Origin of the sequence: Trichocoleus sp. DQ-U1, from assembly GCF_039961925.1 — a bacterium.
In the GTDB taxonomy this organism is placed as follows: domain Bacteria; phylum Cyanobacteriota; class Cyanobacteriia; order Cyanobacteriales; family FACHB-T130; genus FACHB-T130.
On the sequence record NZ_JAMPKB010000044.1, the window covers coordinates 1 to 25,860 of the forward strand.

12 protein-coding genes and 1 pseudogene are annotated in these 25,860 nt (G+C 48.0%); 4 read left to right on the forward strand and 9 right to left on the reverse strand.

Annotated elements, in window-relative coordinates:
• Window positions 1–645 precede the first annotated feature (645 nt).
• Window positions 646–2,295 carry a peptide chain release factor 3 gene (gene prfC, locus NDI34_RS18015; protein ID WP_348233372.1) on the forward strand — a complete coding sequence of 550 codons (1,650 nt, stop codon included), beginning with the start codon at window positions 646–648 and terminating at the stop codon, window positions 2,293–2,295.
• Between the two features lie 189 nt (window positions 2,296–2,484).
• Here prfC and NDI34_RS18020 read toward each other — a convergent pair whose 3' ends face one another.
• The 5 genes from NDI34_RS18020 to NDI34_RS18040 form a co-directional block, all read right to left on the reverse strand.
• Window positions 2,485–9,933, reverse strand: a complete 7,449-nt coding sequence (locus NDI34_RS18020) for a response regulator (RefSeq protein WP_348233373.1) — start codon at window positions 9,931–9,933, stop codon at window positions 2,485–2,487.
• Between the two features lie 229 nt (window positions 9,934–10,162).
• A complete protein-coding gene (locus NDI34_RS18025; RefSeq protein ID WP_348233374.1) occupies window positions 10,163–13,024 on the reverse strand; it encodes a methyl-accepting chemotaxis protein in 2,862 nt (953 codons plus the stop codon).
• Between the two features lie 85 nt (window positions 13,025–13,109).
• Window positions 13,110–13,640 (reverse strand): chemotaxis protein CheW, encoded by a 531-nt coding sequence (locus tag NDI34_RS18030; protein ID WP_190414516.1) that lies wholly within the window; start codon window positions 13,638–13,640, stop codon window positions 13,110–13,112.
• A 111-nt stretch (window positions 13,641–13,751) separates the two neighbouring features.
• The gene (locus tag NDI34_RS18035) at window positions 13,752–14,117 is read right to left on the reverse strand and encodes a response regulator (RefSeq protein WP_190414517.1); all 366 of its coding nucleotides are present in this window, start codon (window positions 14,115–14,117) and stop codon (window positions 13,752–13,754) included.
• A gap of 284 nt (window positions 14,118–14,401) precedes the next feature.
• The gene (locus NDI34_RS18040) at window positions 14,402–15,706 is read right to left on the reverse strand and encodes a response regulator (protein ID WP_190414519.1); all 1,305 of its coding nucleotides are present in this window, start codon (window positions 15,704–15,706) and stop codon (window positions 14,402–14,404) included.
• A gap of 525 nt (window positions 15,707–16,231) precedes the next feature.
• On the opposite strand from NDI34_RS18040, the gene hmpF reads away from it, so the two are divergent.
• Window positions 16,232–18,043, forward strand: coding sequence for a pilus motility taxis protein HmpF (hmpF, locus tag NDI34_RS18045; RefSeq protein ID WP_348233375.1), 1,812 nt, complete (start codon window positions 16,232–16,234; stop codon window positions 18,041–18,043).
• Window positions 18,044–18,120: 77 nt separating this feature from the next.
• Here hmpF and tilS read toward each other — a convergent pair whose 3' ends face one another.
• The 4 genes from tilS to NDI34_RS18065 form a co-directional block, all read right to left on the reverse strand.
• The gene (tilS, locus tag NDI34_RS18050) at window positions 18,121–19,176 is read right to left on the reverse strand and encodes a tRNA lysidine(34) synthetase TilS (RefSeq protein ID WP_348233376.1); all 1,056 of its coding nucleotides are present in this window, start codon (window positions 19,174–19,176) and stop codon (window positions 18,121–18,123) included.
• On the reverse strand, window positions 19,176–19,478 hold the full coding sequence (locus NDI34_RS18055) for a KGK domain-containing protein (RefSeq protein ID WP_348233377.1): 303 nt from the start codon (window positions 19,476–19,478) through the stop codon (window positions 19,176–19,178). Before NDI34_RS18055 ends, tilS begins: the two co-directional genes overlap by 1 nt.
• Before the next feature lie 78 nt (window positions 19,479–19,556).
• Window positions 19,557–20,615 (reverse strand): glycerate kinase, encoded by a 1,059-nt coding sequence (locus NDI34_RS18060; RefSeq protein ID WP_348233386.1) that lies wholly within the window; start codon window positions 20,613–20,615, stop codon window positions 19,557–19,559.
• On the reverse strand, window positions 20,615–20,971 hold the full coding sequence (locus NDI34_RS18065; RefSeq protein WP_190414525.1) for a DUF565 domain-containing protein: 357 nt from the start codon (window positions 20,969–20,971) through the stop codon (window positions 20,615–20,617). The genes NDI34_RS18060 and NDI34_RS18065 overlap by 1 nt, the downstream gene beginning before the upstream one ends.
• Window positions 20,972–21,571: 600 nt before the next feature.
• Between NDI34_RS18065 and NDI34_RS18070 the strand changes: the two are divergent.
• Both NDI34_RS18070 and NDI34_RS18075 read left to right on the forward strand, forming a co-directional pair.
• A pseudogene (locus tag NDI34_RS18070) lies at window positions 21,572–25,127 on the forward strand (AAA family ATPase).
• 170 nt (window positions 25,128–25,297) lie between these two features.
• Window positions 25,298–25,840: a hypothetical protein gene (locus NDI34_RS18075; RefSeq protein WP_190425580.1), complete on the forward strand. Its 543-nt coding sequence runs from the start codon at window positions 25,298–25,300 to the stop codon at window positions 25,838–25,840.
• The last annotated feature ends 20 nt before the right edge of the window (window positions 25,841–25,860 follow it).

The following is a 25,860-nucleotide window of genomic DNA, read 5'->3' on the forward strand; positions in this document are numbered from 1 at the left end:
GTTCGACAATGAATATGATTTAGCCCTTGCTGTAATGGACGGCATGGAATCACGGAGTGAACAAGGGGGATATACGTTAGAGCGTTTTAGGTTTAAATCATCCTAGCTACTTATTAACGGAATATATCCGCTTAGAATTAAATTAAGTAGATAGATATAAAGAAAGTGCAACCTTAAACGAAACTTCCCTGCGTTCTCAGTTCACCCACAAGTCGGGGGAAGAAGGGTGAGAATTTTTATTGACGAAAGAGAGAAACTTTCTCCCTTTCTTGGGGCGAAAAGTCTAAACAGAGGTTTCCTCTGTTAGCATTAGGTTCTCGCGAATGGAGGAGCAAAGCTTGTCAACACAGCAGGCGAATGGGCAAGGTCTTCCGGTTACTTGGACTTACCTCCTTAGACAAAACTGCTAGCGAATTGCGGCTAGCAGGAGTGAATCTAAATTTTTGATGAAGGTAAGAGTTGTTAATCGGGAATGTTACTGAAAGAAGCGATCGCGTCTTAGTCCAATCGGAACCCTAGAACGAATAAAAGTAAAAAGGCTATCTCCGGTTTGGGTTGTTCCGTCTGTTGTATACGGATACGCTTCATCGTTTCACAATCTAACCTTTTATAATTTTTGTTGAAAGTACCGAACCAGGCATCCGAATGTTTACTGATTTCCAGTCCCCAGAAGCAACCACTCAATCTGAAATACAAGTAGCTGTTGAGCGTCGGCGTAACTTTGCGATTATTTCTCACCCCGACGCCGGTAAAACAACGCTGACCGAAAAGCTGTTGCTGTACGGAGGTGCGATTCACGAAGCGGGGGCGGTGAAAGCGCGTCGGGCGCAAAAAAAGGCGACTTCTGACTGGATGGAGATGGAGCAACAGCGGGGAATTTCGATTACCTCGACGGTGTTGCAGTTTGCATATCACAACTGTCAGATTAATTTGCTGGATACTCCGGGACACCAAGATTTCAGTGAAGATACGTATCGGACGCTGGCGGCAGCAGATAATGCGGTGATGCTGATTGACGCAGCGAAAGGTTTGGAACCGCAAACACGGAAGCTATTTGAAGTATGCCGGATGAGAAAAATCCCCATCTTCACTTTTGTGAATAAACTCGACCGCCCCGGACGGGAACCATTGGAACTGCTGGATGAAATTGAGCAGGAATTGGGATTGCAAACCTATGCGGTAAACTGGCCAATAGGAATGGGCGATCGCTTCAAGGGCGTCTACGACCGACGCCAGCAGAAAATTCACCTATTTGAGCGCAGCGCACATGGCAAGCGGGAAGCCCTGGATACCGTTGTAGACATGGGAGATCCCCGAATTGAAGAACTGCTAGAGCAAGAACTTTACTATCAACTCAAAGAAGATTTAGAACTCCTGGAAGGCGTTGGCTCAGAACTGGATCTAGACCTCGTTCACAATGGCACCATGACGCCCGTGTTTTTTGGTAGCGCCATGACCAACTTTGGGGTGGAGTTATTTTTGGATGCGTTTCTCGACTACGCCCTCAAACCCGGTTCCAGGCAAAGCAGTAATGGTGCAATTCCACCCACTTACCCAGAATTCACGGGTTTTGTCTTCAAGCTGCAAGCCAATATGGACCCGAAGCACCGCGACAGGATAGCCTTTGTGCGCGTCTGTACCGGCAAGTTTGAAAAAGACATGACAGTGAATCATGCCCGTACTGGCAAAACCGTTCGCTTGTCTCGTCCTCAGAAACTATTTGCTCAAGATAGAGAATCGATTGAAGAAGCGTATCCCGGCGATGTTATTGGATTGAACAATCCGGGCGTCTTTGCAATTGGCGATACGATTTATACGGGTCAGAAGCTAGAGTACGAAGGTATTCCCTGCTTCTCTCCGGAATTGTTTGCTTATCTGAAAAACCCCAACCCTTCTAAGTTCAAGCAATTCCACAAGGGCGTCTCGGAATTGCGGGAAGAAGGTGCAGTGCAAATCATGTACTCCGTGGATGAAGGCAAACGCGACCCAATTCTAGCAGCGGTGGGACAATTGCAATTTGAGGTAGTGCAATTTCGCTTGCAGAATGAATACAGTGTTGAAACTCACACAGAATTATTGCCTTATAGTGTGGCTCGTTGGGTAGCCGGTGGCTGGGAGGCTCTGCAAAAAGTGGGACGTCTTTTCAACACCGTAACGGTGAAGGATAGCTGGGGGCGTCCGGTGCTGTTGTTCCGAAACGAATGGAATTGTCAGCAGGTGCAAGCGGATCATCCAGAGTTGAAGTTAAATTCTGTAGCGCCTGTAGCGGCGGGGCAACAACCAGTAGATTTTTGACCCAAGCGCTTGGTAAAAGCCAATAAGTCACTGGTTTTCTGAGTCATGATTGATGTTCCCCAGCCTGAAACAGGCTGGGTGCCATCGTCTCGCCGGAGCCGGATATCAAAAAAGGTGGACACTTGCCCACCTTACCTACTCTCATCTTCCGTTTTATCTAGAAAGGGCGGGGAAACCCCGCCCCTACTATTAGGCGTTCGTGTTAATACTCAGCAGCACCTCACCTTTGATCATCCGTTGGGCGGCATCGAGGAGCGCTTCTTCCAGATAAGGCTTGGTAAAGTAGCCCTTGGCTCCCAACTGAGCTGCCATTTGCTGGTGCTTGCTAGCGCCACGAGAAGTTAGCATGGCTACCGGCAGATGGTTGAGGCTGGGGTCTTTCTGAATCCGTGAGAGCAACTCCAGTCCGTCCATGCGAGGCATTTCAATGTCGCAGAAGACAATCTCGCAAGGCAGACCCGAGCGAAGTTTATCCCAAGCTTCTTGACCGTCACGGGCTTGTTCCACTCGGTATCCTGCCTTGTTAAAGGTCATGGAGAGAAGTTCGCGCACCGTAATTGAGTCATCTACAATCAAGACCATCGGATCGGTCTTCACTGCTGGAGCCTCTACAGGAAGGGAAACACCCGCCTTATCCCACAGAGAAACGTTACGGTCTTTGCCAATCCGACCCGTCGCTAAGTCAATCAGCTCTAGAACGTCAGCAATGGGCATGATCCGACCATCCCCTAAGACAGTAGCACCTGCGACGCCTAGGGGCTTGGGCACAGGGCCTTCCAGTTGCTTAATCACAATTTCTTGTTCTCCCAGCACCTGATCTACTTGGACGGCGATAAAATTGCCAGCACTGCGTAGCACGACAACCGAAATCATGTCATCTTCCCTGTTTCCACCATAAACGGTACCTCGACTGAGGTGACGCTGGTAGGTCAGTAGTTCCTCTAGAGGTTGGAAGGGCATGAGAGAGTCGCGCCAAGAGATACAGGTCTCACCTTCTGAGTTCGTTTGAATGCGGTCTTGGGGCACATCCAACATATCTTCCACCCCATCCATCGGGAAGGCAATGCGAGCTTTGTCACTCAGGCAACAAAGTGCTTTGCAAATACTTAAGGTAAGGGGCAGACGAACGGTAAAGGTAGTGCCCTTGCCTAGGGTGGAGTCTGTTGTGATTACACCGCGAATTTCGTTCAAACTGGTGCAAACCACATCCATCCCGACGCCGCGACCTGAGAAGTCATCGGCTTTGTCTTTGGTACTAAAACCAGGATGGAAGAGCAGATCGTAGACTTCCAGACGGGTCATGGACTTGGCTTCAGATGCGGTAATCAGCCCTTTTTCGACTGCCTTTGCCTTTACCCGTTCTGAATCAATGCCTGCGCCATCATCCGAGACGGAGATAACGGTTTGGTTGCCTTGATGGAAGGCTCGGATGGTAATCCGACCTACGGGAGGCTTTCCGGCGGCTATACGCACTTCTGGCGGTTCAATGCCGTGAGTGATGGCATTGTTCACCAGGTGCGTCATCGGATCGTAGAGGTGTTCCAGGATCACTTTATCGATCAAGGTTTCCCGACCCTCAATCTGTAGCTCGGCTTGTTTGCCGCACTTGAGAGAAATCTCGCGGACGGCACGGGGCAAGCGGTCGGCAGTTTGGGCAAAAGGCACCATGCGCGATCGCGTCAATCCTTCTTGCAACTGAGTCGTCACCTGCCGCAGCATCCGGGCGACTTGGTCGGTTTCATCAACGAGGAATTCAATGTCAGCCGCCGACTCTCGGACGCGGACAATTAGCTCAATGATTTCTTGGGAAAGGCTGTGGAAAGGCGTAAACAGATCGAGTTCCAATTCACCCAAACCAAAACGGCTGTTGGCGGGAGCCTCCTGCGCTGCCGACGTATGGTCAGGTCGGGCGTTGAACCGATTGCTTTGACGACTGGCGAGTAGAGAGCTTTCTAGGAGCGATCGCTCATACCGATCCTGCATCCTCGCTCCCACGTCACTGAGTTGCTGTACCTGGTGCAGCAAGTTATCCAGAAATTGTCGCAGGCGTTCTTGATCCTGTTCCAAAGTGTTCCGGTTCACCACTAATTCCCCCACCAGGTTGCTGAGGTTGTCTAGGTGCTTAACCGGCACCCGCATGGTCTGTTCAAACACTTTAACCGGACGGGGACGATTAACCGGGCGAACTTGGCCTGGGCTTGTTTTCACACTACGTGGCCCACCCATCGTCTCCTCAGCCTGTCCCAACAGTTCCTCCAAATCCCCAAATCCATCGTCAAGGGCGTCTGCGGATGTAGGTGTTTCAGCTATCGGCTTCGTAGGAGAACGCTGCGATTGAGCAAATTGAGGAACAAGCTGAGGTTCATCATCCCCCAAGAGAGCTTCCAAGTCAGCAAACTCATTCATGTCTTCTGCATCAAAAGCCGCTGGCACGGATTCCTCTTCGCCTAGCAGTGCTTCCAACTCGTCAAACTCATCGTTACTTGCCAAGTTAGATGCTGGTTCTGCGAACACTTCCTCACCCAACATTGCCTCTAATTCGTCAAACTCATCGTTTTCCACTAATGAGATGGCTAAGTCTTGGTCTTGTTCTCCAACTGTCTCTAGCAAAGACAACTCATCTAAAACAGCAGCCTCTGAAGGATTTGCAATCTCTTGTTGTTCTGTCACTAAGTCCCAGAGATCGTCAACTTCCTTCAACTCATCTGCGTCAGACGCTTGGTTTTCTGAAGGAATTTCTCCAATTAACAGATTCTCTTCAAAATCCAATCCATCCCCAAACTCTACTGGTTCGCTACCTAAGAGATCCTCTAACTCGGAAGCTGCCTCTTGAGACACCGCTGCTGAGTCGATTCCCCACTCGGCATCGTCCATGTCGCTGCTAAATAGGTCTAAATCTGCTAATTCCAGCGCTTCTGGAGTCGATGCAGATGATGCTTCTTCTCCAAACATCGCTTCCAGATTCTCTGACTCCACTGGCACCGCAGCTAAGTCGATTCCCCACTCAGCTTCCGTATCGTTACTGCCAAATAGGTCTAGGTCTGAATCTGCTAATTCCAGCGCTTCTGGAGTTGGTGCTTCTTGTTCCCCAAACATCGCTTCCAGATTCTCTGACTCCACCGGCACCGCGGCTAAGTCGATTCCCCACTCAGCTTCCGTTTCGCTGCTAAATAGGTCTGAATCTGCTAATTCCAGCGCTTCTGGAGTCGGTGCAGATGATGCTTCTTCTCCAAACATTGCTTCCAAATTCTCTGGGGCTTCCGCAGGCACTGCTGCTAAGTCGATTCCCCACTCGGCATCGTCCATGTCGCTGCTAAATAGGTCTGAATCTGCTAATTCCAGCGCTTCTGGAGTCAATGCAGGTGCTTCTCCAAACATTGCTTCCAGATTCTCTGACTCTACCGGCACCGCGGCTAAGTCGATTCCCCACTCGGCTTCCGTTTCGCTCGTTTCGCTGCCAAATAAGTCTGAATCTGCTAATTCCAGCGCTTCTGGAGTCGGTGCAGATGATGCTTCTTCTCCAAACATTGCTTCCAAATTGTCTGACTCCACCGGCATCGCGGCTAAGTCGATTCCCCACTCAGCTTCCGTTTCGCTGCCAAATAAGTCTGAATCTGATAATTCCAGCGCTTCTGGAGTCGATGCAGATGATGCTTCTTCTCCAAACATTGCTTCCAAATTCTCTGGGGCTTCCGTAGGCACTGCTGCTAAGTCGATTCCCCACTCAGCTTCCGTTTCGCTGCTAAATAGGTCTGAATCTGCTAATTCCAGCGCTTCTGGAGTCAATGCAGGTGATGCTTCTTCTCCAAACATTGCTTCCAGATTCTCTGACTCCACCGGCATCGCGGCTAAATCGATTCCCCACTCAGCTTCCGGTTCGCTGCTAAATAGGTCTGAATCTGCTAATTCCAGCGCTTCTGGAGTCGGTGCAGATGATGCTTCTTCTCCAAACATTGCTTCCAAATTGTCTGACTCCACCGGCACCGCCGCCACGTCGATTCCCCACTCAGCATCGTCCATGTCGCTGCCAAATAGGTCTGAATCTGCTAATTCCAGCGCTTCTGGAGTTGGTGCAGGTGCTTCTCCAAACATTGCTTCCAGATTCTCTGGGGCTTCCGCAGGCAACGAGGAATCTAAGAGATCCTCATCAAGCTCGAAAGCTGCGTCGACAGGTACTGCTGCTGAGTCGATTCCCCACTCAGCGTCGAATTCAGTAGCTAACAGATTTTCTTCATTCAAATCCAGCGCATCCAGCGCATCGGTACTGGAAGATGGCTCATCGCCTAACATTGTTTCTAGATTTTCTGCGGCATCCAGAGATTCTTGAGATGTTTCCTCTGACGGCAGCTCTAAAAACGCATCGGTTGTAGCGAAGAAATCATCGGAGGCGTCTGCCGAAACAAGGGACTCTTCCTGACTAGGATCAAACAAACTGGATAACGGCTCGCCTAGGCTAGCATCAAAAGCATCTGTATTTCCATTGGATAGGCTCATGCTGGCAAAGTCCAGAGAACTATCCCACTCAGTTGTTGCAGTTGCTTCTGGCTCTGCCTCAAAGAAGTTATCTAATGCGTCAAGTTGGGGCACTTCATGGCTTTCCCCATTCATGTCAAGAGATTCATCTAAAGATGCGAATTCTGTTGTTTCTAGCTCTGCTGCTTGCGACCCAAAGAAATCACCTAACTCATCTACCGAGACAGTTTCGGTAAGATTAGGAACAGAGTTTAGCGCCCCATTCGCATCTGCATCTTCTTGTAGCGCTAGGTTCTCGATCTCGCTACCAGTGCTTTCCGCTTCACTTTCCCAATCCAGGCTAAAGGGACTGGTTTGTGGATTGTCCAACTCCAACAAGTCCAGTGCTTCTTCGTTCCTTGCGTCTGAGGCGCTTGTATCCAGTGCAAATGCATCTGGAGACGCCCAATTGCTGGGAATATCTAAATCGTCTAAAGCTGAGAATGGCTCTTCAACCAAAGTTTCATTGAACTCCAGTTGGTTTTCCCAATCTTCTAGGTCTTCTCGTGCCGTTCCTGGCATTTGAGCTGCTGTTACTTCTGAGAAGCCCGCGGGTTGGATTGTCTCGTCCCACGCCAAGTCTGTTGCTGACCAATCCTCTAGGAAAGCTCTGTCAACGCTGCTTGTACTGGCATCGATATCTTCCACACCTGGTATGGCAGGCCAATTAAAGTCGAGGTTAACATCTCCTACCGCATCCGCTTCGATTTCGGGTGCGATCGCCTCTGACTCAAAAGGAGTTCCTATCGCTGCACTCAAGTCCAGCAGGTCGTCTGCTTCGGTTCTCGGCATTGTTTCTTCAAGCCACAAATCTGTGTTGTCATCCAACATCAGTTCATCGAGAACATCGCCATTGTCTGCTCTGGCCTGTGGGGTTTCAAACAGATCCAAGTTGCTAAAGTCGGGTTCTTCTTCCCAACCCGCTGCCGTTAAATCAACTTCATCTTCTAACAGGCTACCCATCTCCAAATCGCCTGTCAAAGCTGTACTCGTACTCTGCTCATCCTCAAACACAAAATCTAGCAAATCGTTACCAGTAGCGGCGATTGGCTCGGCGGCAGAAACACTATCGAGTACCTGCAAATCCTCGCTCGACCAATCTGTAGCCCAGTCCGACCCTTCTGTAGACACGATCGATGGAGTTTCTAACTCTTCTAAAACTTCCTGGTTGCTATTCTCGGCTGCTTCGCCAAACAGCGTTCCTGTTGTCATCAATTCCCAGTCTGACGACTCCTGATTAGTCGCTGCTGCCTCGATCGAGTCATTTTCGTTTTCGTTAGTATCTATACCCGCAGCACCGAACAGATATTCATCCGAATCCGACGCTAACGCTTCAGATTCTGTCGCCAAGAGTGCCAAGTCCAAATTCTCAGAGGTAAGAATGCCTAATAAATCTTCGTCTGTAGCAGTCGAAAGCGACTCGCTAAGCGGGTTGGTATTCTCCTGTTGCTCAAAGCCTTCATCTTCTAGGAAACTGTCACTCCAGAGATTGGCTAAATTCTCTGACGGGGTTGCTTCTGAAGCTGCGCTTGAGGCATCTGCCGCAAACAGCAGGTCAGAAAAATCATCTTCATCTGCATTTCCATCTCCATCTGACACGCTATCTGCGAACAATTGTGCGGCATCTTCCCGTTCGCTTTCCGCTGAAGGCGTTTCGCCTTCCTCTACTAAGTCTTCTCCAAATCCAAATAGAGTCAAATCATCTTCCTCGGTTGCTGGAGTGGTAGATTTTCCTAACCCATCTGTATCACCACCCAGTAAGTCAGAAAAGTCGTTTTCTTGTTCAAGATTTAACCATTCCTGACGCTCTGTGCCCATATTCTCTGCCCCATCGCCAATGACTTGTTCTTCTTGCCAGGTTTCGTCCAGATCCGGGGCTTCCCCTTCAAACAAATCAGCAAGGCTATTGAGTTCTGCCATACCGACTTCCGGCCCGTTGGGATCGGCTGGATGATTAGCAGATTCCTTACCCCGCCCTGATTTGATACTCGGTTGAGAGAACGTCGTCTCTGAATTCGCGGAAGTGAAAGAGGGTTCCTTCAACCCAGCCCCCGATTCACCAGATCCAAACCGTTCTTCTTGGATAAAGGTCTCTGAGTAGTTGAAACGGTCGGTTGCTTTTGGTCGGCTTTGACGGGCATTCCCAGCTTCTGTTGGGGTCATAGAATGCTGCGATTGTACAGACGCGATTCGGGTCTGTACAATCGCAGTCGTTGCTCCAGCTAGCTCTTGGGTTGAATAGATGAGCGCGGGTTCGGCATCCAGTTGAGCTAAAAGCGATGGAGTGGCGGAGGATGGTAGGAGTGCATTGAGCTGAGAACTCGGCTCAATTGAGCTAGCGCGACCTGCTAGCACCAGTTCTTGGGCTTGTTTAATTTCTTTAATAACGACCGTAGCCAGAGTGCGATAGGAATTTTCTGGATTTGCGATCGCGCTTGCCGAAGCCTGAATCAGTTCTGACCACTTCGGGCATTCATATTGTTCGCCCATCCGTTCCAAAGAGCCGCAGATTTCCTGAAGCTGTTGTCTGCACCTGGGTTGGTCGGTTTGTTTAAATAGCTGCAACATTTCGCGCAGCTGGTTGAGTACGTCGCTTTGAAAGCGTTTTTGGGCTTGCCCATCTCGAAGGTAGCCGCCTGCCGCCGTTGCCGCCCCTGTCTCTTGAGCGCCGCTAGCCGCCTCTAAGGAGACATTCCCGCCAGCCCCATTCACTAGGAATGCCATATGCTGGTTCAGTTCCTCAAATACCGGCTCGACGCCTGACATGATACCGTTAGCAATCTCCTCAGTTAAACCAAATGGGCCGCTGAGTTGTTCTATCAGTTCCTTGAGGGTATCGGAAACCTTCAAAAAGAGGGACTCTAGTTTTTGGTCAATCTTCACCGGACACTCTTTGAGGACTTTGAAGCAGTCTTCTAAGCGGTGGGAGGTTCTCTGAATACTGTTGATTCCCAGCATTGCCGCCCCGCCTTTGACCGAATGGGCGGCGCGGAAAACTTCATTCACCATTTCAGAATCTTCAATGGTGCTTTGCAGATTCACCAATCCCTGTTCAATGGTATTGAGGTGGTCTTTCGCCTCCTCAATGAAGTAGCCCATGATTCGCTGTTGTTGCTCCGGCTGCATAGCAGTATCCTTCGAGAGTGCTGAGTCCTATTGACGCCCATACGGCGGCTTCCCGTAGGGAGTGCTGAGTAGGAGAAAGAAGATTTTTTCTCCACTAGATTGCTTTTAATGTACCCAATCTATACAGAATCGACATCATTGATTTTTGCTCGATTTGTAGAAACCCCATTTATCGCGTTTCCAGGGTAATTTTCAGTCGTTTTTGCCCCACAATTTCTGATTTCTCAATTTATTTCCCTTCAGTAGCTTCGATGCGGAAGCGTTCGACGGAAGTTAGCAGGTCTCGTGCCACTCCGACCAAGTTTTGCAGCGCAGTGGATACCCGTTGCGCTTCCTGGGAAGTTTCTTGCGCGGTCAGTTCCACCGATTGCATCACCTGGGCAACAGCAGAAGAAGTTTCTGTCTGTTCCACGGTGTCAGCAGTAATCGAGCGAACCAGGGCGTCGATCCGATTTGACACCTGAATGATGTCTTCCAAACTCCGCTTCGCCTGTTCTGCCCGCTTCGTTCCATCAATTACCTGTTGAGTACCTTCCTCCATTGCCATCATCACCGAACCCGTTTCGCTCTGGATTTGCAGCACAATCTGTTCAATTTCCTTCAAAGCTTTCGCAGCTCGGTCTGCAAGTTGTCGCACTTCATCTGCCACCACAGCAAAGCCCCGACCCGCCTCACCGGCGCGTGCTGCTTCAATACTTGCATTGAGTGCTAGGAGGTTGGTTCGGGAAGCGATCCCTGAAATTAACGCGACAATCTTAGAAATTTCCTGAGAAGATTCAGCAAGGCGCTTGACTTTTCGAGTCGTTTCTGCAACGGTTTCCCGAATTTGCAGAATTCCTGCCACCGTTCGTTCTACGGATTCACCACCCTTCAAGGCTGTGGCAGAGGCGGCGCGGGCGACTTCTTCTGCTTCTCTCGCATTTTCAGCAACCCGCTGAATCGAGCCAGTCATTACCTGAACCGAGTTGAGAGTCACCGCCAGCTCTTCTGCCTGTCGCAGCGCATCGGAAGACAAACCGCGAGCAAATACTTCACTGTCAGTCGCTCCTCTACTGACTTGTCGAGCCGCCATCTTCACCTGTTGAACGATTTCCCGCAGGTTTTGAATGGTCAGGTTAAAGGAGTCGGCAACGGCTCCCAAAACGTCTGCGGTGACTTCTGCCTGCACGGTCAGATCCCCACGGGCAGCACCTTCTACATCATCCAGCAGTCGAATCACTTGACGTTGCAAGTCTTCTTTTGCTTGTTCTTGCTCTTCAGCTTTGCGTTGAGCTTCGGATGTAGTGGTCAGGATGACGCGAGCCATTTGGTTGAACCCAGCGGCAAGGGAACCGAATTCGTCTTCCGAGTAAACGGTTGCCTGGGCATTAAAATTGCCACCAGAGACAGACTCAAACTGGGCTTGGAGGTCTTCGGTGGTTTTTTTGATTTGCCGAGTCGTGATTCGTCCTAAAGCCAGGGTAGTCCCAAAGGTGGCGGCACCCGCTGCCAGACTCATCACCCAGCTGGTGTTACGGAGATGGGAGATTGTAGTGTTTTTACTGTCTTGGGGAGCAGCACTCGCGGAGATGAAGCTGACAAGTGCAACGACAACGGCGGAGACAATTCCGGCAGCGGCGGCAGAGATCAGCGGCTTTTTACTCAGAGGGGCGTTTTCAAAGGCAGCTAAAGGGCCTTGTTCAATGGTGACATTTGGCTCTGCTTTGGAGCCTTCTGGAGTAAAGGAAATCGTTCCGGGGCTTTGTTCGGAGGTTCCGGTGATGCTGAATTCATCATCGTGAACGCCCAAGCTTGAACTTCCGGAAGATTCGGTAAAAGTTCGCGTCTCTACCTTCCGCTTGGAATCTCCAGATGCCCTTCTTGAAGAGGTTCCCAAGTCGGAAATTCCTGCGGAGAATCCTTGGCTATTGCCTTCTGAATGGGACAGATCGAAATCCGGAATGCTCCCTAAATCGTCTCCAAAATCACCAAATTCGTCTAAGAAGTCGCTGCTACTTTCATTGAGCCGGTTGCGCTGTTGATTTTCTGAGGAGAACGAGTCATAGCCAATGGCATCGTCAAAGGCTTCAAAGTCAAATTGGTCATTTCGGGTATTCCCGTTTTGATCGGAATGGGCGACATAAGTAGCATCGTCTTCGTAGGGATGAGTCTCAAACGGGCGGTGACGGGATCTAGTGGGATCGTTGCTACTGGTATAAGGTTCGGTATCGCCTAAGGCATCCTGACTGTCATATCCGAAACTTTCCTCCTCTGTTCTTCTGGATTCCAGCTCTCCGGATCTCATTAACAGTGTTTCGTCTTCCAGAGGAAAGTAATTGAAATTGGGTTCTTCTAAAGTGTCGGAAGAATTGGGAATTTCAAATGTCGAATTGTCATTCTCGAAGTTGCCCGATGGCATTTGAAATTCACGATCCGCCGTTTGATCGAAGTCAGTAAAGGCGTCGAGCGGAAATGCCTCTGCATCAAAATCTGTATTGGTTGCGGGCGATCCAGCCTCGTCATCCAGAGAACTGGGCGACCATGATTGTGCAAAGGGGTCGTGATAGGCTTCTGGTGTTTGTGCTGTTGCACTATCTGTATAGTCCGAGCTGACAAACGGATTCGCCGCTGAGTAAGACTCTATATCCTGAAAATCTCCGGAGTCGAAATCATCTAGAGAAGAGATGTCCTGAGTTGCCATCTCTGGTTCTTCTAGGGATGGCCATGCTGCGTTGGCTTCTGGAATCGCATAATCATCATGGTTGAGTGCAAATTCGTCTGGTTCCAACTCGCCACCAACGGGATCGGAAGTTGCACCAACCGATTCGGAGTAGTTTTGGCAAGAGAGGGCGTATTCTATTCCGTTGTTGGCACAATCGATAAACTCTTGGTCGTCGGTGAGCTGAGGCACCAACTCGTATTGTTCTTGCGCGATCGCGTACTGCTGTAATCCATAACAGTAAATATGACCCCGTAGAATCCGAGCATTTGGGTCATTGGGAAAATTTTCGACTAACCGATCGATGATGGCCGCTGCCTCTTCGTAGTTGCCCAGCGTGTAGGCTGAAAATGCGTGTTGATATTCTTGTGTGTAATCTGTACTTGATTTCATTTGCTTCCCCCAAAACAAGTAAAAATTAAAAATTAAAAATTAAAAAATTCATTTTGCCTTTTTACTTTTTAATTTTTAATTGATTTCATGCTGCCCATCGCGCTGAGCGAACAATTGCGACTTGGTCTAATAGTCGGAGAAACTGATTTTTCTCTTTGTCTAATAACCACTCACCCTTAAGAAAAGGTGCCATACTGTCTGGAACGTTAGTAAGCATCTGTACCTGATCGATATCGAGCCAGTCCATGCCGACAATACGCTCAACGGCTAAGCCTAACATGGTGTCCTGGTCTTCAACGGCAATCACTGGAATCTCAGGTTTGTCTGTGTTCAGGGCAGATGAATCCCCTAAAAACTGCCCGAGGTCTGCGACCCAAATCACTTGCCCGCGCCAGTTCAGCGTTCCTAACAGGAGGGGAGAAGCGTTGGGAATTGGAGTAATCCTGTCTGGTGATGGAGAAACCACTTCACGGATTCCACTGGCTCCTAGGGCAAATTCGTTACCGGATGGAACGTAAAACCGCAGGTGTAATTCACCTTCAGGACTCTCCAGTTCCTGAAATCCGGGTGAGTGATCTTGACCGCTGCCTGTTAAAAAGTCCGGATTGCCGACCATTCTATCTCCTTAGCTGTTAACTGTTAGCTGTTAGCTTTTGTTACTTCTCGAAACCTAAAAGCTACTAGAACTTTGGAGGTTAGTAGTTTTGGGCTAATGGCTAATGGCTTGTTAGCCTCGTAGCAGCTGTTTGACCGTCCCTATTAGCTCGGTTGGCTGAAAGGGTTTGGCTATGTAAGCGTCTGCACCTTGTTTCATCCCCCAGTAGCGGTCAAATTCTTCTCCTTTCGACGAACACATTACCACAGGAACATTCTGGGTTTTTGGGTCGGCTTTGAGCCGACGACATACCTCATAACCGTTCATTCGGGGCATGACAATATCCAATACCACTAAGTCGGGACAAGACTTGAGAATTTGTTCCAAGGCTTCGACACCATCAGTGGCAATCGTTACGGTTAACCCACTTCCCTTGAGGAGGTCTGAGATCATTGCCCGTTGTGCGGGACTGTCTTCTACAACCAGAACTACACTCATAACTCCCTACCTACCTGTCTGCCGGTTCAAACATGAACGCTCGTAAGCCACGATTGGTTCACCCCTCAACCATGTCATGACTTAAGTATCCCATCTAACTTTAGACTCCTGTACGGGCGCTGTTTACGAGATATCTCCCCTGCTTTGGAGAGTCGCTGGTAAACGATTGCCCCCACGACTTGCTTAGTATCTGTAGTCGGTAGCCCGTCGTTGATAGTCCCTAGTCCATAGTCTATTCCTAATTTCATCATTGAATGAAGCCCCGCCTTATCGGTGGGGCAATTTTACCCGACTCGTACATCTGTTTCTTCTATCTCTCGATTTAACTCTGTAGGGTCTAAAGGTTCTGATATCGTTGATTCCTTTTCACCAGGGCCAATATATCTCTCTAGTAGCATTAATAACTCACTTTCTCCAAAAGGCTTGGTTAGGTAGTCGGTTGCGCCTACCATCCTGGCTCTGACTCGATCGATAAATCCATCTTTGCCAGTCAGCATGATGATGGGGGTCTGTCGAAAAGCGGTTGATTTCCGGAGCATGGCACAAATCTCATAGCCTTCGAGGTCGGGCATTGCAATATCACAAAGAATCAAGTCGGGTTTGAGTTGGAAGACGAGACTGAGTGCTTTGAGAGGATTGCTAATCGCGGTTGCCTCATAACCTTGTGGTTTTAGGATATATTCGACGGTTTTACCGATGGCAACGTCATCATCGATACAGACAACGCGAGGAATTTTGTTGGCTGGGGTCGAATCGGATTCTATGCTAATTCCGACTCGGCGACTGGCTGCTGTTTCGTCGCTGGTGCAACTTTGCAGTTGTACCCAACCTTGTTGTACATAGGGATAAATTGCTCTTGCCACGGTTAAAATTTCACGATTCAGATATCGGGCTAGCTGCCGTAGGGAGGTTTTTCCATCTAGCTGGCGATCTAGGGTTTTAAAAGCATTTTCTGGCAGGGCAGCGCGTAAAGAAACTGCATCGGCAATGACTGGGCAGTGATTGGGAGATTGAATGTGGGGATGAAATTGTTTCCACTCCTGCACCTGCTTCATGATCTTGGCGACGAGGGGGGCAATTTCTAGGGTGGTAAGTTGCGGTGCTAGCGCTGGGCCAATGTCGAAGATGAAGGAGCCTTGATGAAGGCTAAGGAGGTCGAATAAGGTTTCATGCACCATACTGCGGATGATGCTGCGCCCTTGAGCAGGGGTCAAAATATGATTTTCCAACAGTGCCCACAAGTAGCCGTATTCGGGCGCATTAATCGCATCAATTAAGGGGACTTCCAGAGTTTTGAGGGAGGTTTCGGCTCGATAACGGCGTAGGTAGTCGCGCAAACGCAACAAACTGCCGGTTCCATCGCTAGCATAGGCGATTTGTCCGTTGAGGAAGAAGACAAACCAAAACGGCCCTGGTTCTTTGAGTTTCGCGTCTCGGTAGGGGATGCTGGTACGTCGCGCCCCTACATGCTCACCAGTTCCTTGGACGGGTGAGCTGTATGCCTCCACGAATAATTCACCTGTTCGCTGACCTAATTCGATCAGTTGCAGGATGCTGCGTATATCAATTTCATTTAACGTTCCCTGCATGTAATGAAAATGCGCTCCTAATAACCGTTTGAATCTGAGTTAATGTGGCATTTGTCAAGTTTTACGCGGTGCCTGCTATAAAAATCTTTACAGTTAGGTAGTTTTTCTTTGAGTAAAGGATGGAGCCAGATAATACAGTACCAGGGAAAGAGATTCTGGCGAAGGCGCAATCTTTACTGACAAAAGTCAAACCCATGCAAGTTATTTGTCTGGTTGCTTTTGCCGGGTTCAATTAGAAATGGAACTAGCCGAGAATTGTCTGTGGCAGGATTGCCTAGGATTCAAGTTAAATATTAAATAAGAAAGAAATCGAAACATATTTAGTTTAATTTAAGACTTGACGTGGCTGCCAACACGGGCTAAATTACGGAGTCTTCAGGGAGAAACTGACCAAAAGGCGATCGCGTTTTAGATCGGGGTGTGAATTCAAAGGTGGAAGCGCCTCGTGGGTCGGCACTTCCACAACAAGGTCTGAAAAGGTTAGGATCGTTCTGGTTATGAAGCCTGGGCGAGAATTATGGCGGCATGGCTCTGGTGGGACCAGAGATCGGTCAACAAGCGGGCACAAGATACATCAAGAGGACCATCAGCGTGCTGTATCTAGCAGAAGTACAAAAAAAGAGTGGCGGTGTTTTTGGTGGTGGCAAGGCCGAACTAAAACTGCTGGCTTGTCAGCAGAATGACCAGAGTTGGCGTGCTGCGTCTGATGAAGTGATTCCCGCTCCTGAAGAAGCCAATAATTTTAATGGTGGCGTCTTGGTGCTGGTTGAGCTAAGCGGGAATCGGCAAGTGCAGCGTCCGCCGACAGAGGCGGGGCGTCAGTTGGTGAATATTTTGCAGAATTTCTCTCGCCAACTGGAAAAGTCGAAAACTCAGGAAGAAGAAATTGAACAGTGGAAGCAGTCGCTGACTTATCAGAGTCAGGAGTTAAACCGGCGCGAAATGGAAATGGAAGCGCGGGTGGAACAGCTGCAACAGTTGGAGGAAGACTTTGAACGGCTGGAGGCGCAACGTCAAGAAATTGACAGTTCGCGGGAGGAAATTGAGCGACTGCGGGAAGAGTGCGATCGCAACCGCATCGAGATGGAGGGAGCGTGGGAACACTTGCGGGGCGAGCAGCGCCGCTTGGAGGAACGACAGGCGGAGTTCCAACAGGGAACGGTATTAGATGAGGAACAAGGTCAAAAGATTCGGGAATTACTAGATCGTTTAGCTTCGGCGATCGCTCCTACGGAAGCAGTGCGAGAACAACTGAATCTGGCTTTTGAAATTGTCAACGGGCAGCAGGGAACCCTAGACCAGCACTGGCAAAATCTGGAGCAACAACGCAACAATGCCCAACAGAAGCAAGCGGAAGTAGACCAGCAAACTCAGGAACTGCAAAGACGCACGGAGGAGTTAAAGCAGGCTCAAGAGGCTCTGGAAAAAGTGCGTTTAGAGCGGATGGTGCTTCAAAATTCCCTGGAGATCAAGCAGGAGTATGCTCAGATGCAGAGTCTCCAGTTGCGAAATCAGGAGGAGCTGTACGAGCAACTTCACCGTCTGGCAACAACTTCAACGGGTGTCAAGATTAGCCAAAAGGTCGATCTGGAAGCGCTGGAGAAAATGCCCCTAGGCGAGCTGCAAGAAACCGTGCAAAATCTTCAGCAAGATTTGGAAAAAGTGATGCGCTTTGTCAATGACCAAGAAGAAGAGTTGACCTTGCAGCGTCAAACGGTTGAGGAATTGCAGACGAAGATCGAGCAAGCCAGCGAGTATGACCGCCTCAGTTTGGAAAATGAGCTAGCAGAGGAGCAGGATTGCTACCAAATGCTGGATGAGACGCTGGTGGGCCAACGCATCTACCTGCGGGAGCGAGAAGAAGTTTTAAATCAACACTTGCGGGTGCTGCGGCGACGGCAAGGAATTGTGGACAATGAAGGGCAGGACAATCAAAAGATTGATTTGGGTCCAGTTCTGAGTCAATTGGAGGGACAACGACAACAACAGGCAGAGGAACTACAAAAGCTGGAAAGCCAGATTGAGCAGGTGCGGATGAGCATTCAGCAAGCTCAAGGCATGATTGACCATCAAGCTGGCGAACAGGAGCAAGAGCGCCAGCAGATTAAGCAACTAGAGCAGAAATTGCAGGAAATGAGGGTGGCGGCGGCGGAACTCGTGGGCAAGGTAAATACCTATCAGGAAACGCTACAGCCAATGCAGGATCGCCTGAATGAGATGCGGCAGAAGTTGGAGGCAATCGTGGGGACGTTGGCTCAGGTTCAGGAAACGGGTGACTATCAGCTGCAATCAATTACTGAGATGCGGCAAGTTCTCCTCACCTTGATCGGTGGTTAGTTGAATGCGGCATGAGAATTAAAAATTAAAAATCCAAAATTAAAAATGAATCGTTCTGAATTTTTAATTTTGGATTCTTAATTTTTAATTGAAATCCAAACTCCATCTACTTGTGCGATCGCGCCCCCAGGAAAGGGATCGGTTTGAGAGCGGTTGGGGGCTGTAATTAAGGCAGTCAGTTTTTCGATTTGCTCGAAGCTGGGGGCGATGGGTAGAACTGAGGCGAGGAAGTGCCGCATGACGCGACGTTGCAGGGCTAGGGGGGCTTGACGCAATACGAAACGATTGAGTCTTTTGTTAGTGTTGAGTGCTGTAGAGCCGTCTCCCTGCCCATGCTGAGAGATAAGTGGCGAGTCTTCGTTTTCTAGGGCTTGTTGCAGCAGCTTCTGAGCGGCTTCTTCAAGATATTGCACATCTGCCCGTAAAAGTTCCGCTGTCTTCGCCAGTGTTTGCTCAACTTGGGGGTTGAAGTGAGTTTGTAAGTATGGCAGTAACTCTTGGCGGATGCGGTTACGGGCATACTTGAAGTCTTGATTGGTGGAATCTTCCCAAACGGGAATCTGAAATTCTTGGCAAAATTGAGCGGTTTGTGCCCTAGTAACTTCTAGAAGAGGGCGCACCAGTTGCAGTGTTGGATGCAGTGTTGGAGTCAGCGGACGCTGCCAGGTTAGGGCTTGTAATCCATCGGCACCACTGCCGCGCATCAGGTTATAGAGGAGGGTTTCGGCGCGATCGCTCGCTGTATGACCTGTGACAATGTATGGGAAATTGTTGGTTTGGGCGATCGCACTCAAGGCTTGATAACGCCACTGCCGCGCCGCTGCCTCTGAGGTGATAGATGGCGTTTCTGGGGCGGTTTCCAAGTAATAGGAGACTTGCCAAATTCTCGCCAACTGTTCCACATGGTTAGCATTTGCTTGGGAATCCGGACGCCAGCGATGATCGCAGTGAGCAATTCCCAGATGCCATCCCCACTTTGGTTGCAAATCTAGCAGTAATTTGATTAAGCAGAGAGAATCTTGTCCCCCAGAGACTGCAACTAATAGGGGCTGGTTTCGCGGTAAAAGATGGCGATCGCGTAAAATTCGATGCAATTGGGCATGGAGAGGCGTCCAAGGGGGAAGATTAGGCATTAGCTATCATCTTCTTTGAGTTGCTGACGAATATCCTCTAGTGGTGATTCTGGCTCATCCGGGCAAAATTCTAGAGTTACTCTAACCTTTCCTTGTTTCCAGTTAGCACCGGGTCTTAGAACCTTGCAATCTATACCCTCACGAAACCACCTTAATTGCTCACCTCTGGCTCCTACCTGAGCCTGCATCTGGTTGATGAACTCACCCACTTGGAAAGTGGAGTGATTAATTAAAAGTCTCTGAGTATTTGTATTAACACACAAAACATTGTCCGCTTCTATCCGCTCGAATCCATTGTTCATGTGAATCTCCAGTTCCAGCACTTGTTCTAGATTTTTTCAGAAGTAGCCGCGAGTTTACTTGTTAGGCTGCTATTGGTTTTAATCAGTGCGATCGCTCGGTCGATAAACGTCACCGGGAGAGTGGTCGGGATTAATCTCAACCACCAAGTTTACCGTCCTGGAATTTCTCGTCAGCGGTTTGATAAATAACTCTGGGTGGAGCGATTTCCAGAAATACTTGACAAATTCATCAATTTCTGAATCGGTCATGCCAGATTTACCAGCGGCAATCATGTCGTGTTCTGCCTGCCGTCGCCACTGCACAGACAGACGATAATCAACGGGATACAGCATCATCAGCCGATCTAACCGTTCCCACAAAGGTACATAGTCCTGCAATCGGGCATTCATGTCACGGGCAAACGTTCGCTCAGCGGCGGTTAGAATCGGCGGTGGCGCGTTGTCAAAGGCAGCGGGGTCTATGGGACGGACGCCGACAAACCACCCTTCAAACAGGATGATATCGATGTCTTGGACAATTTCTGGCTGCGTCCTATCACCGGCACCTTCCCAGGCAGATTTATCAAAGCGGGGGACTGGAATCGGTTGCCCGGATGGCTGACGCAGACAGTCCAAAACGTCTAAACCCAATTGAATATCGTGGGTTCCAGGTGGTCCGCGCCAGAGCAAGCGGGGATCTTGCTTTCTTAAGGCAAGGCGATCGCGATAGGTTTTGTAAAGGTCATCCAAGGATAGGCTGAGTGTCGAGTTCCCTAGGTGTTTGAGAATTAAGGTAAGGACGGCTCCCAGAGTCGTTTTTCCAGTTACCAGTCCCCCAAAAATCCCCGGGATGAGGGGGCGTCCTAACTGTTGCCGATCCTGCGCTAGTTTTGTGGCTAAGGGAAGCCAGAGGTTCCAGAGCGTTTCTAAACTAAGGACTAGGAACTGCGGGCTAAGGACTGAGGAAAGATGGGGATAGGTTAAGAGGAACAAATGCGATCGCTTGCGGATGACTTCCTCCACATTGGCGGGTGCGATCCCAAAAGCTTTCGCCCGGAAGTCATCTGCTAGCGCCTGTGCTGCCAAATGTTCCAACTGTGCTGAAGTCGGCGTTTTTCTAGCGATCCAATCGTTAAAAATTTGGCGAAGAGAGTCCATCACGAACCAAGTTTAAAGGCTTCAATAAATAAACTGTAAGTCAGACCAATTTTCAGCGCATTCAACATTTCTGTCACTAATAAGCGGTTGGGAACGCCTTCACCTGTTGGCACAACTCGCCGGTTTCTGCCGTAAACGAACCGATTCACGGTTTCGGTGAAAAAAATTAAAAATCCAGCGGCAATCACATCCCAGTTAGCGGTTTGTCCCGCTGTTGTGGGAATAGCGGTTCCTAGAAACACGCCCACTAATAGGCTCATCACCACCAGCGATATCCGTCGCCAGGGATTGCGAAACCATCGCCTCAGCTGTTGGCTGACAACATCAAAGAGATTGTTGAGACGAGTCCTTTGCATCGTTGAGGCTGACTCCGAAGTAATGTCCTGCTTTCCAAAAGCTTTTTTTAATTATCTGATGCTCCTACCACTTCCTCGATTGGGAAGTTTTTAAAGCTAGAGACGGCGATCGCGCTAAGCGCCGCCTTAATAAAGATTTGTGTTTGTAATATAGAGATTTATTTAGAATCAAAAAATTTCTTAAAAGTAAGGGCATTCTCAATACAGATGAGATGATGTGTCCGTGCCTTCTCCTATGCCAACAAGCATACAGGTAGCCCTGGCAACGGTAATCAGGAGACAACTTAGGATTGGAGCGATCGCGCTGCGGCAATGGGGTAGCGATCGCTCCATTTTACATATTCAGCAAAGGTTTGCACTTCCTCCAAATTCATTTTCTAATCGTGAGTAACTTATAAAACGCAATAACCAAAACTCAACACCTCTCATACGCTCTATAAGATTTAAGGATTGAATTCGGAGTTTATAGAAAAAAAGGTATAAATTCAATTTGTGTCAATTTCGCGACAACTTATGCCGGAGAAATTTCTCGAAAGAAGTCTCCTCTCCTAGAATCTATTAATATCACACATCAATACTATACTTATCTAACTTCCAAAAATTAGCATCAACCTAACGGGTTATCAGCTTTCTCCTTTGCCCATTCATGAAGGAGCCAAAACGGTTATTTATCAGGGTAATAGAGAGGCTGAACAAACCTCTGTGAGTGTAAAAGCCCTTAAAGCCGAATATCCCGCTCTTGAAGAAATTTTTCGATTGAGACATGAATATAAAATTTTACTTCCTTTGGATATAGAAGAGGTTGTTAAATCACTGGCATTAGAAAACTATAACAACGGTCTAGCGTTAGTATTAGAATATTTTGACGGAGAATCTCTAGAAAAAGTTATCAAATCTCCCCTAAAAACTGATTTAAACCAGTTTATTCCGATTGCTATTAAGCTAGCAGATACCCTTGCCGCCTTGCATCAAAACCAGATTATTCATAAAGATATTAAACCAAACAATATCCTGATGAATTCTAAAACTGGTCAAGTTAAGATTATAGATTTCAGCATTTCATCGCGTCTTTCTAGAGAAACTCAGACACAAGGTAATCCCACTTTACTATAAGGCACCCTTGCCTATATGTCGCCCGAACAAACAGGGAGAATGAATCGGTCGATTGACTACCGTACCGACTTTTACTCGTTAGGCGTCACCTTTTATCAAATGCTGACGGGAAATTTACCTTTCTCTTCTACTGATCCGCTGGAACTCGTTCATTTTCACATTGCTAAACAACCTGCTTCTCCCAACCAAATCAATCCAAACATCCCGGCATCAATTTCAGCGATTGTAATGAAATTATTAGCTAAAAACGCTGAAGCTCGATATCAAAGCGCCCAAGGATTAAAGGTAGATTTAGAGGAATGCCTCGTTCAATTGCAAAGAAATGGCAAAATTGAATACTTCCTTCCAGGTCAGCGAGATAAATCTGGGCAATTGCTTATCCCCCAAAAACTGTATGGTCGTGAAACTGAAGTATCCACCCTAATGGATGCCTTTGACCGAGTCAGTGCTGGAACTACTGAGATGATGCTAGTTTCTGGTTATTCAGGCATTGGTAAATCTTGCTTGGTTCAAGAAGTTCATAAACCCGTTGTGCGTCAGCACGGATATTTTATTGCGGGTAAGTTTGACCAGTTTAAGCGAAATATTCCTTATGCTGCTCTGATTCAAGCTTTGCAAGAATTAATCCGGCAACTATTAACAGAAAGTCAGGAGCAGATAGTTTTTTGGAAAGAAAAGCTAGAAAATGCTTTGGGATCGCAAGGTAAGATTGTTATTGATGTTATATCCGAAGTCGAACTAATTACTGGAGTTCAGCCAGAAGTTCCACAACTAGAACCCAGTGAATCTCAAAATCGCTTTAACCGGGTGTTTCAACAGTTTATTCATGTCTTTACAAAACCAGAACATCCGCTGGTTATTTTCTTAGGTGACTTACAGTGGGTAGATTCAGCTTCTTTAAAATTAATCCAACTGCTGATGACTGACCCCGACAGTCAATATCTGTTAATGATTGGAGCCTATCGAGATAATGATGAAGTTAGTCAAACTCATCCGTTGATGCTAGCTTTGGACGAACTTCAAAAAACAGAAGCCGTTGTCAATAACATTATTCTTCGTCCTTTAGACATTGAAAATGTCTATTAATTAGTAGCTGATACCCTTCAAGAAACCGAAAGATCGAAAGAGATTACTGAACTCGTCTTTCATAAAACTCAAGGCAATCCCTTCTTTTTAACTCAACTGCTTCAGACGCTTCACTCTGAACGCTTTTTACATTTTGACTTTGTTGAAAGTCGCTGGCTCTGGAATCTAGATCGAATCTAAAGGATCGGGATTACAGATTATAACGTCGTCGAACTGGTTGCCAGAAATATTCAAAAATTGTCGGAAAAAACCCAGGAAGTTCTAAAATTAGCTGCTTGCATTGGAAATCAATTTACTTTAGAGGCTCTATCCATTGTCAATAAGCAATCTTTAATCAATACTGCTGACGATTTGTGGGAGGCGCTTCAGCTCACGGGGTTGTCACCCCGTGAGGATTTCTTCTCCTGGCTACTTGTTAGAGAAACGATTAGCATTGAGAGAACTTTGACAACAACTTCCACAACAGGAACAGGTTCTGCTGCACTAGATTTGGCAGCAATTGTAAAGGCGTCAATTGCGATTTAATCAGAACTTGTTCTCGAACAATTGCTGGAGAAGTTGATCCATATCTTGGTTGAGACAGCCAGAGCGAGAAAAGGAATTCTTCTGTTAAAAAAAAGCAAATCAATGGTTGCTAGTTGCTAAAAAACTTTTGGGCAAACAAAGTTGTTTGGCTTTACCTTTAATTTCCCTTAAAAGTTGCGATGATTTACCGATTTCGTTAATTCAATACATCGAAAGAACTAAAGAGACGGTGGTTGTAGACTCCGCAACTACAGAAGGACTCTTTATCAATGACCCATACATTCTGAAAAACCAACCCAAGTCTATCTTAGGGTTGCCTATCTTTCACAAAAGACAGTTAACGGGGATTTTTTACTTAGAAAATGACTTAGCTAAAGGAGCTTTTACTTCAGAACGCTTAGAAGTTCTAAAAGTATTGACATCCCAAGTCGCCATTTCAATAGAAAATGCCCAACTTTACAAAAACCTGCAAGGTTACTCTCACGCACTGGAAATTAAGAATAGCGATTTATCACAAAAAAGCCAGGAACTAGAACAAGCCCTTCACCAGTTACAACAAACTCAGACTCAATTAGTTCAAACTGAAAAAATATCTAGCCTAGGACAACTGGTGGCGGGGGTAGCCCATGAAGTAAATAATCCTGTTGGGTTCATTTCCGGTAATCTGCATCATGCTTCTGGGTATGTACATGATTTACTTAACTGAGTTAATCTTTATCAGCAACATTTTCCCAATCCACCTGCCGAAATTGAAGAGGAAGCTGAGACAATCGAGCTGGATTATCTGATGGAAGATTTGCCCAAATTGCTCACTTCGATGCAAGTAGGGACTGACCGAATTCGAGAGATCATGCAGTCTTTACGCAACTTCTCGCGGGTTGACGAAGCAATCGGAAAGCCTGCGGACATTCATGCTGGGTTAGAAAGCACGTTGATGATTCTACACCATCGTCTAAAAGCGAGCGTGGAGCGTCCGGCAATTGAGCTGGTGAAAGAGTATGGTGAGTTGCCGTTAGTGGAATGTTACACCGGACAACTTAACCAGGTGTTTATGAATATTATGGCGAATGCAATTGATGCAATCGATGAGGTAATGAGTAAGAAGATACGGGGAATCAATAATCGACCCGAAAGGGCGAATTATCCCTTGCCAAAGACTCGGATTCACACGGAAGTAATTAATGGTGAGAAAGTAGCGATTCAGATTGCTGACAATGGACTGGGAATGCCGGAAAAAGTTCGGCAACGTCTGTTTGAACCCTTCTTTACAACGAAGCCGGTAGGCAAGGGGATGGGGCTAGGTTTATCCATTAGCTATCAGATTGTCGTAGATAAACATGGTGGGCAATTGAGCTGTATCTCAGCGCCAGGAGAAGGGACGAAGTTTATGATTGAGATTCCGCTCAAGGCAGCCCTCTCAAAAGTGTTATAGGGGCAGGAAACGCCCAAAGCTTGAGTGTCTAGAAGCGTCACCCAAGATTCTTGTTTTGTGGCGTAGATGAAAAATGGCGATTGGCGCGATCGCTCACGCGAAGAGTCCGTCTTTGGCGGAGCTTTTTGCCATCAAGGAAGGTAAACTCCTGAAAGACTATCCAAAAGCTTATGATTTTAAAGGTTTACCCTGGGTTTCTGATTGCTGTGCTTTTAGGACTCATCGGGTTGGGGCTGGGACTGCTTCAGGAGCGGGTGGAACTCAATTGGGTAAAGTTAGATGCTTCGTTGCTCTCAAAAACGAATGCTTCACTGCGGGAAAATCCTCCCGGCGCGGGAAAGTTGCCGAACTCTACACCAGTTGCCTCACCTACAGACGATCGACAAATCCCGCTCATTACGACTCGTCAAGGGCCTTTACGGGTGACGAATCAAACGGAGTATCCGTTACGGCTGGCGTTGCTGACTTATCAGCCACCAACGACATCTTATGGAGAGCCAGCACACTGGGATTTTGCCCCAGGAGAAGGGGGAAGCCAGGGCGTGACTTTATCGCTGCCTGGAGGGGATTTGCAGCTAAAAAAGGGGGATATTCTGGTGGCATTTGCCCAAGATGGTTCCCGCCGGTATTGGGGACCGTATGTTGTAGGTGAGACGCCTCTGCCTGTCTGGAATGCTCAGGTGTCGGAATGGCAACTGGTTTTGCAATCTTAGGTCGTAGATAGTCAGGGGTC

Bases quoted from the DNA above. Each gene is read 5' to 3' on its own strand.
- prfC (WP_348233372.1), top strand. From the start codon at position 646: ATGTTTACTGATTTCCAGTCCCCAGAAGCAACCACTCAATCTGAAATA.
- NDI34_RS18020 (WP_348233373.1), bottom strand. From the start codon at position 9,933: ATGCAGCCGGAGCAACAACAGCGAATCATGGGCTACTTCATTGAGGAG.
- NDI34_RS18025 (WP_348233374.1), bottom strand. From the start codon at position 13,024: ATGAAATCAAGTACAGATTACACACAAGAATATCAACACGCATTTTCA.
- NDI34_RS18030 (WP_190414516.1), bottom strand. From the start codon at position 13,640: ATGGTCGGCAATCCGGACTTTTTAACAGGCAGCGGTCAAGATCACTCA.
- NDI34_RS18035 (WP_190414517.1), bottom strand. From the start codon at position 14,117: ATGAGTGTAGTTCTGGTTGTAGAAGACAGTCCCGCACAACGGGCAATG.
- NDI34_RS18040 (WP_190414519.1), bottom strand. From the start codon at position 15,706: ATGCAGGGAACGTTAAATGAAATTGATATACGCAGCATCCTGCAACTG.
- hmpF (WP_348233375.1), top strand. From the start codon at position 16,232: ATGGCTCTGGTGGGACCAGAGATCGGTCAACAAGCGGGCACAAGATAC.
- tilS (WP_348233376.1), bottom strand. From the start codon at position 19,176: ATGCCTAATCTTCCCCCTTGGACGCCTCTCCATGCCCAATTGCATCGA.
- NDI34_RS18055 (WP_348233377.1), bottom strand. From the start codon at position 19,478: ATGAACAATGGATTCGAGCGGATAGAAGCGGACAATGTTTTGTGTGTT.
- NDI34_RS18060 (WP_348233386.1), bottom strand. From the start codon at position 20,615: ATGGACTCTCTTCGCCAAATTTTTAACGATTGGATCGCTAGAAAAACG.
- NDI34_RS18065 (WP_190414525.1), bottom strand. From the start codon at position 20,971: ATGCAAAGGACTCGTCTCAACAATCTCTTTGATGTTGTCAGCCAACAG.
- NDI34_RS18075 (WP_190425580.1), top strand. From the start codon at position 25,298: ATGATTTTAAAGGTTTACCCTGGGTTTCTGATTGCTGTGCTTTTAGGA.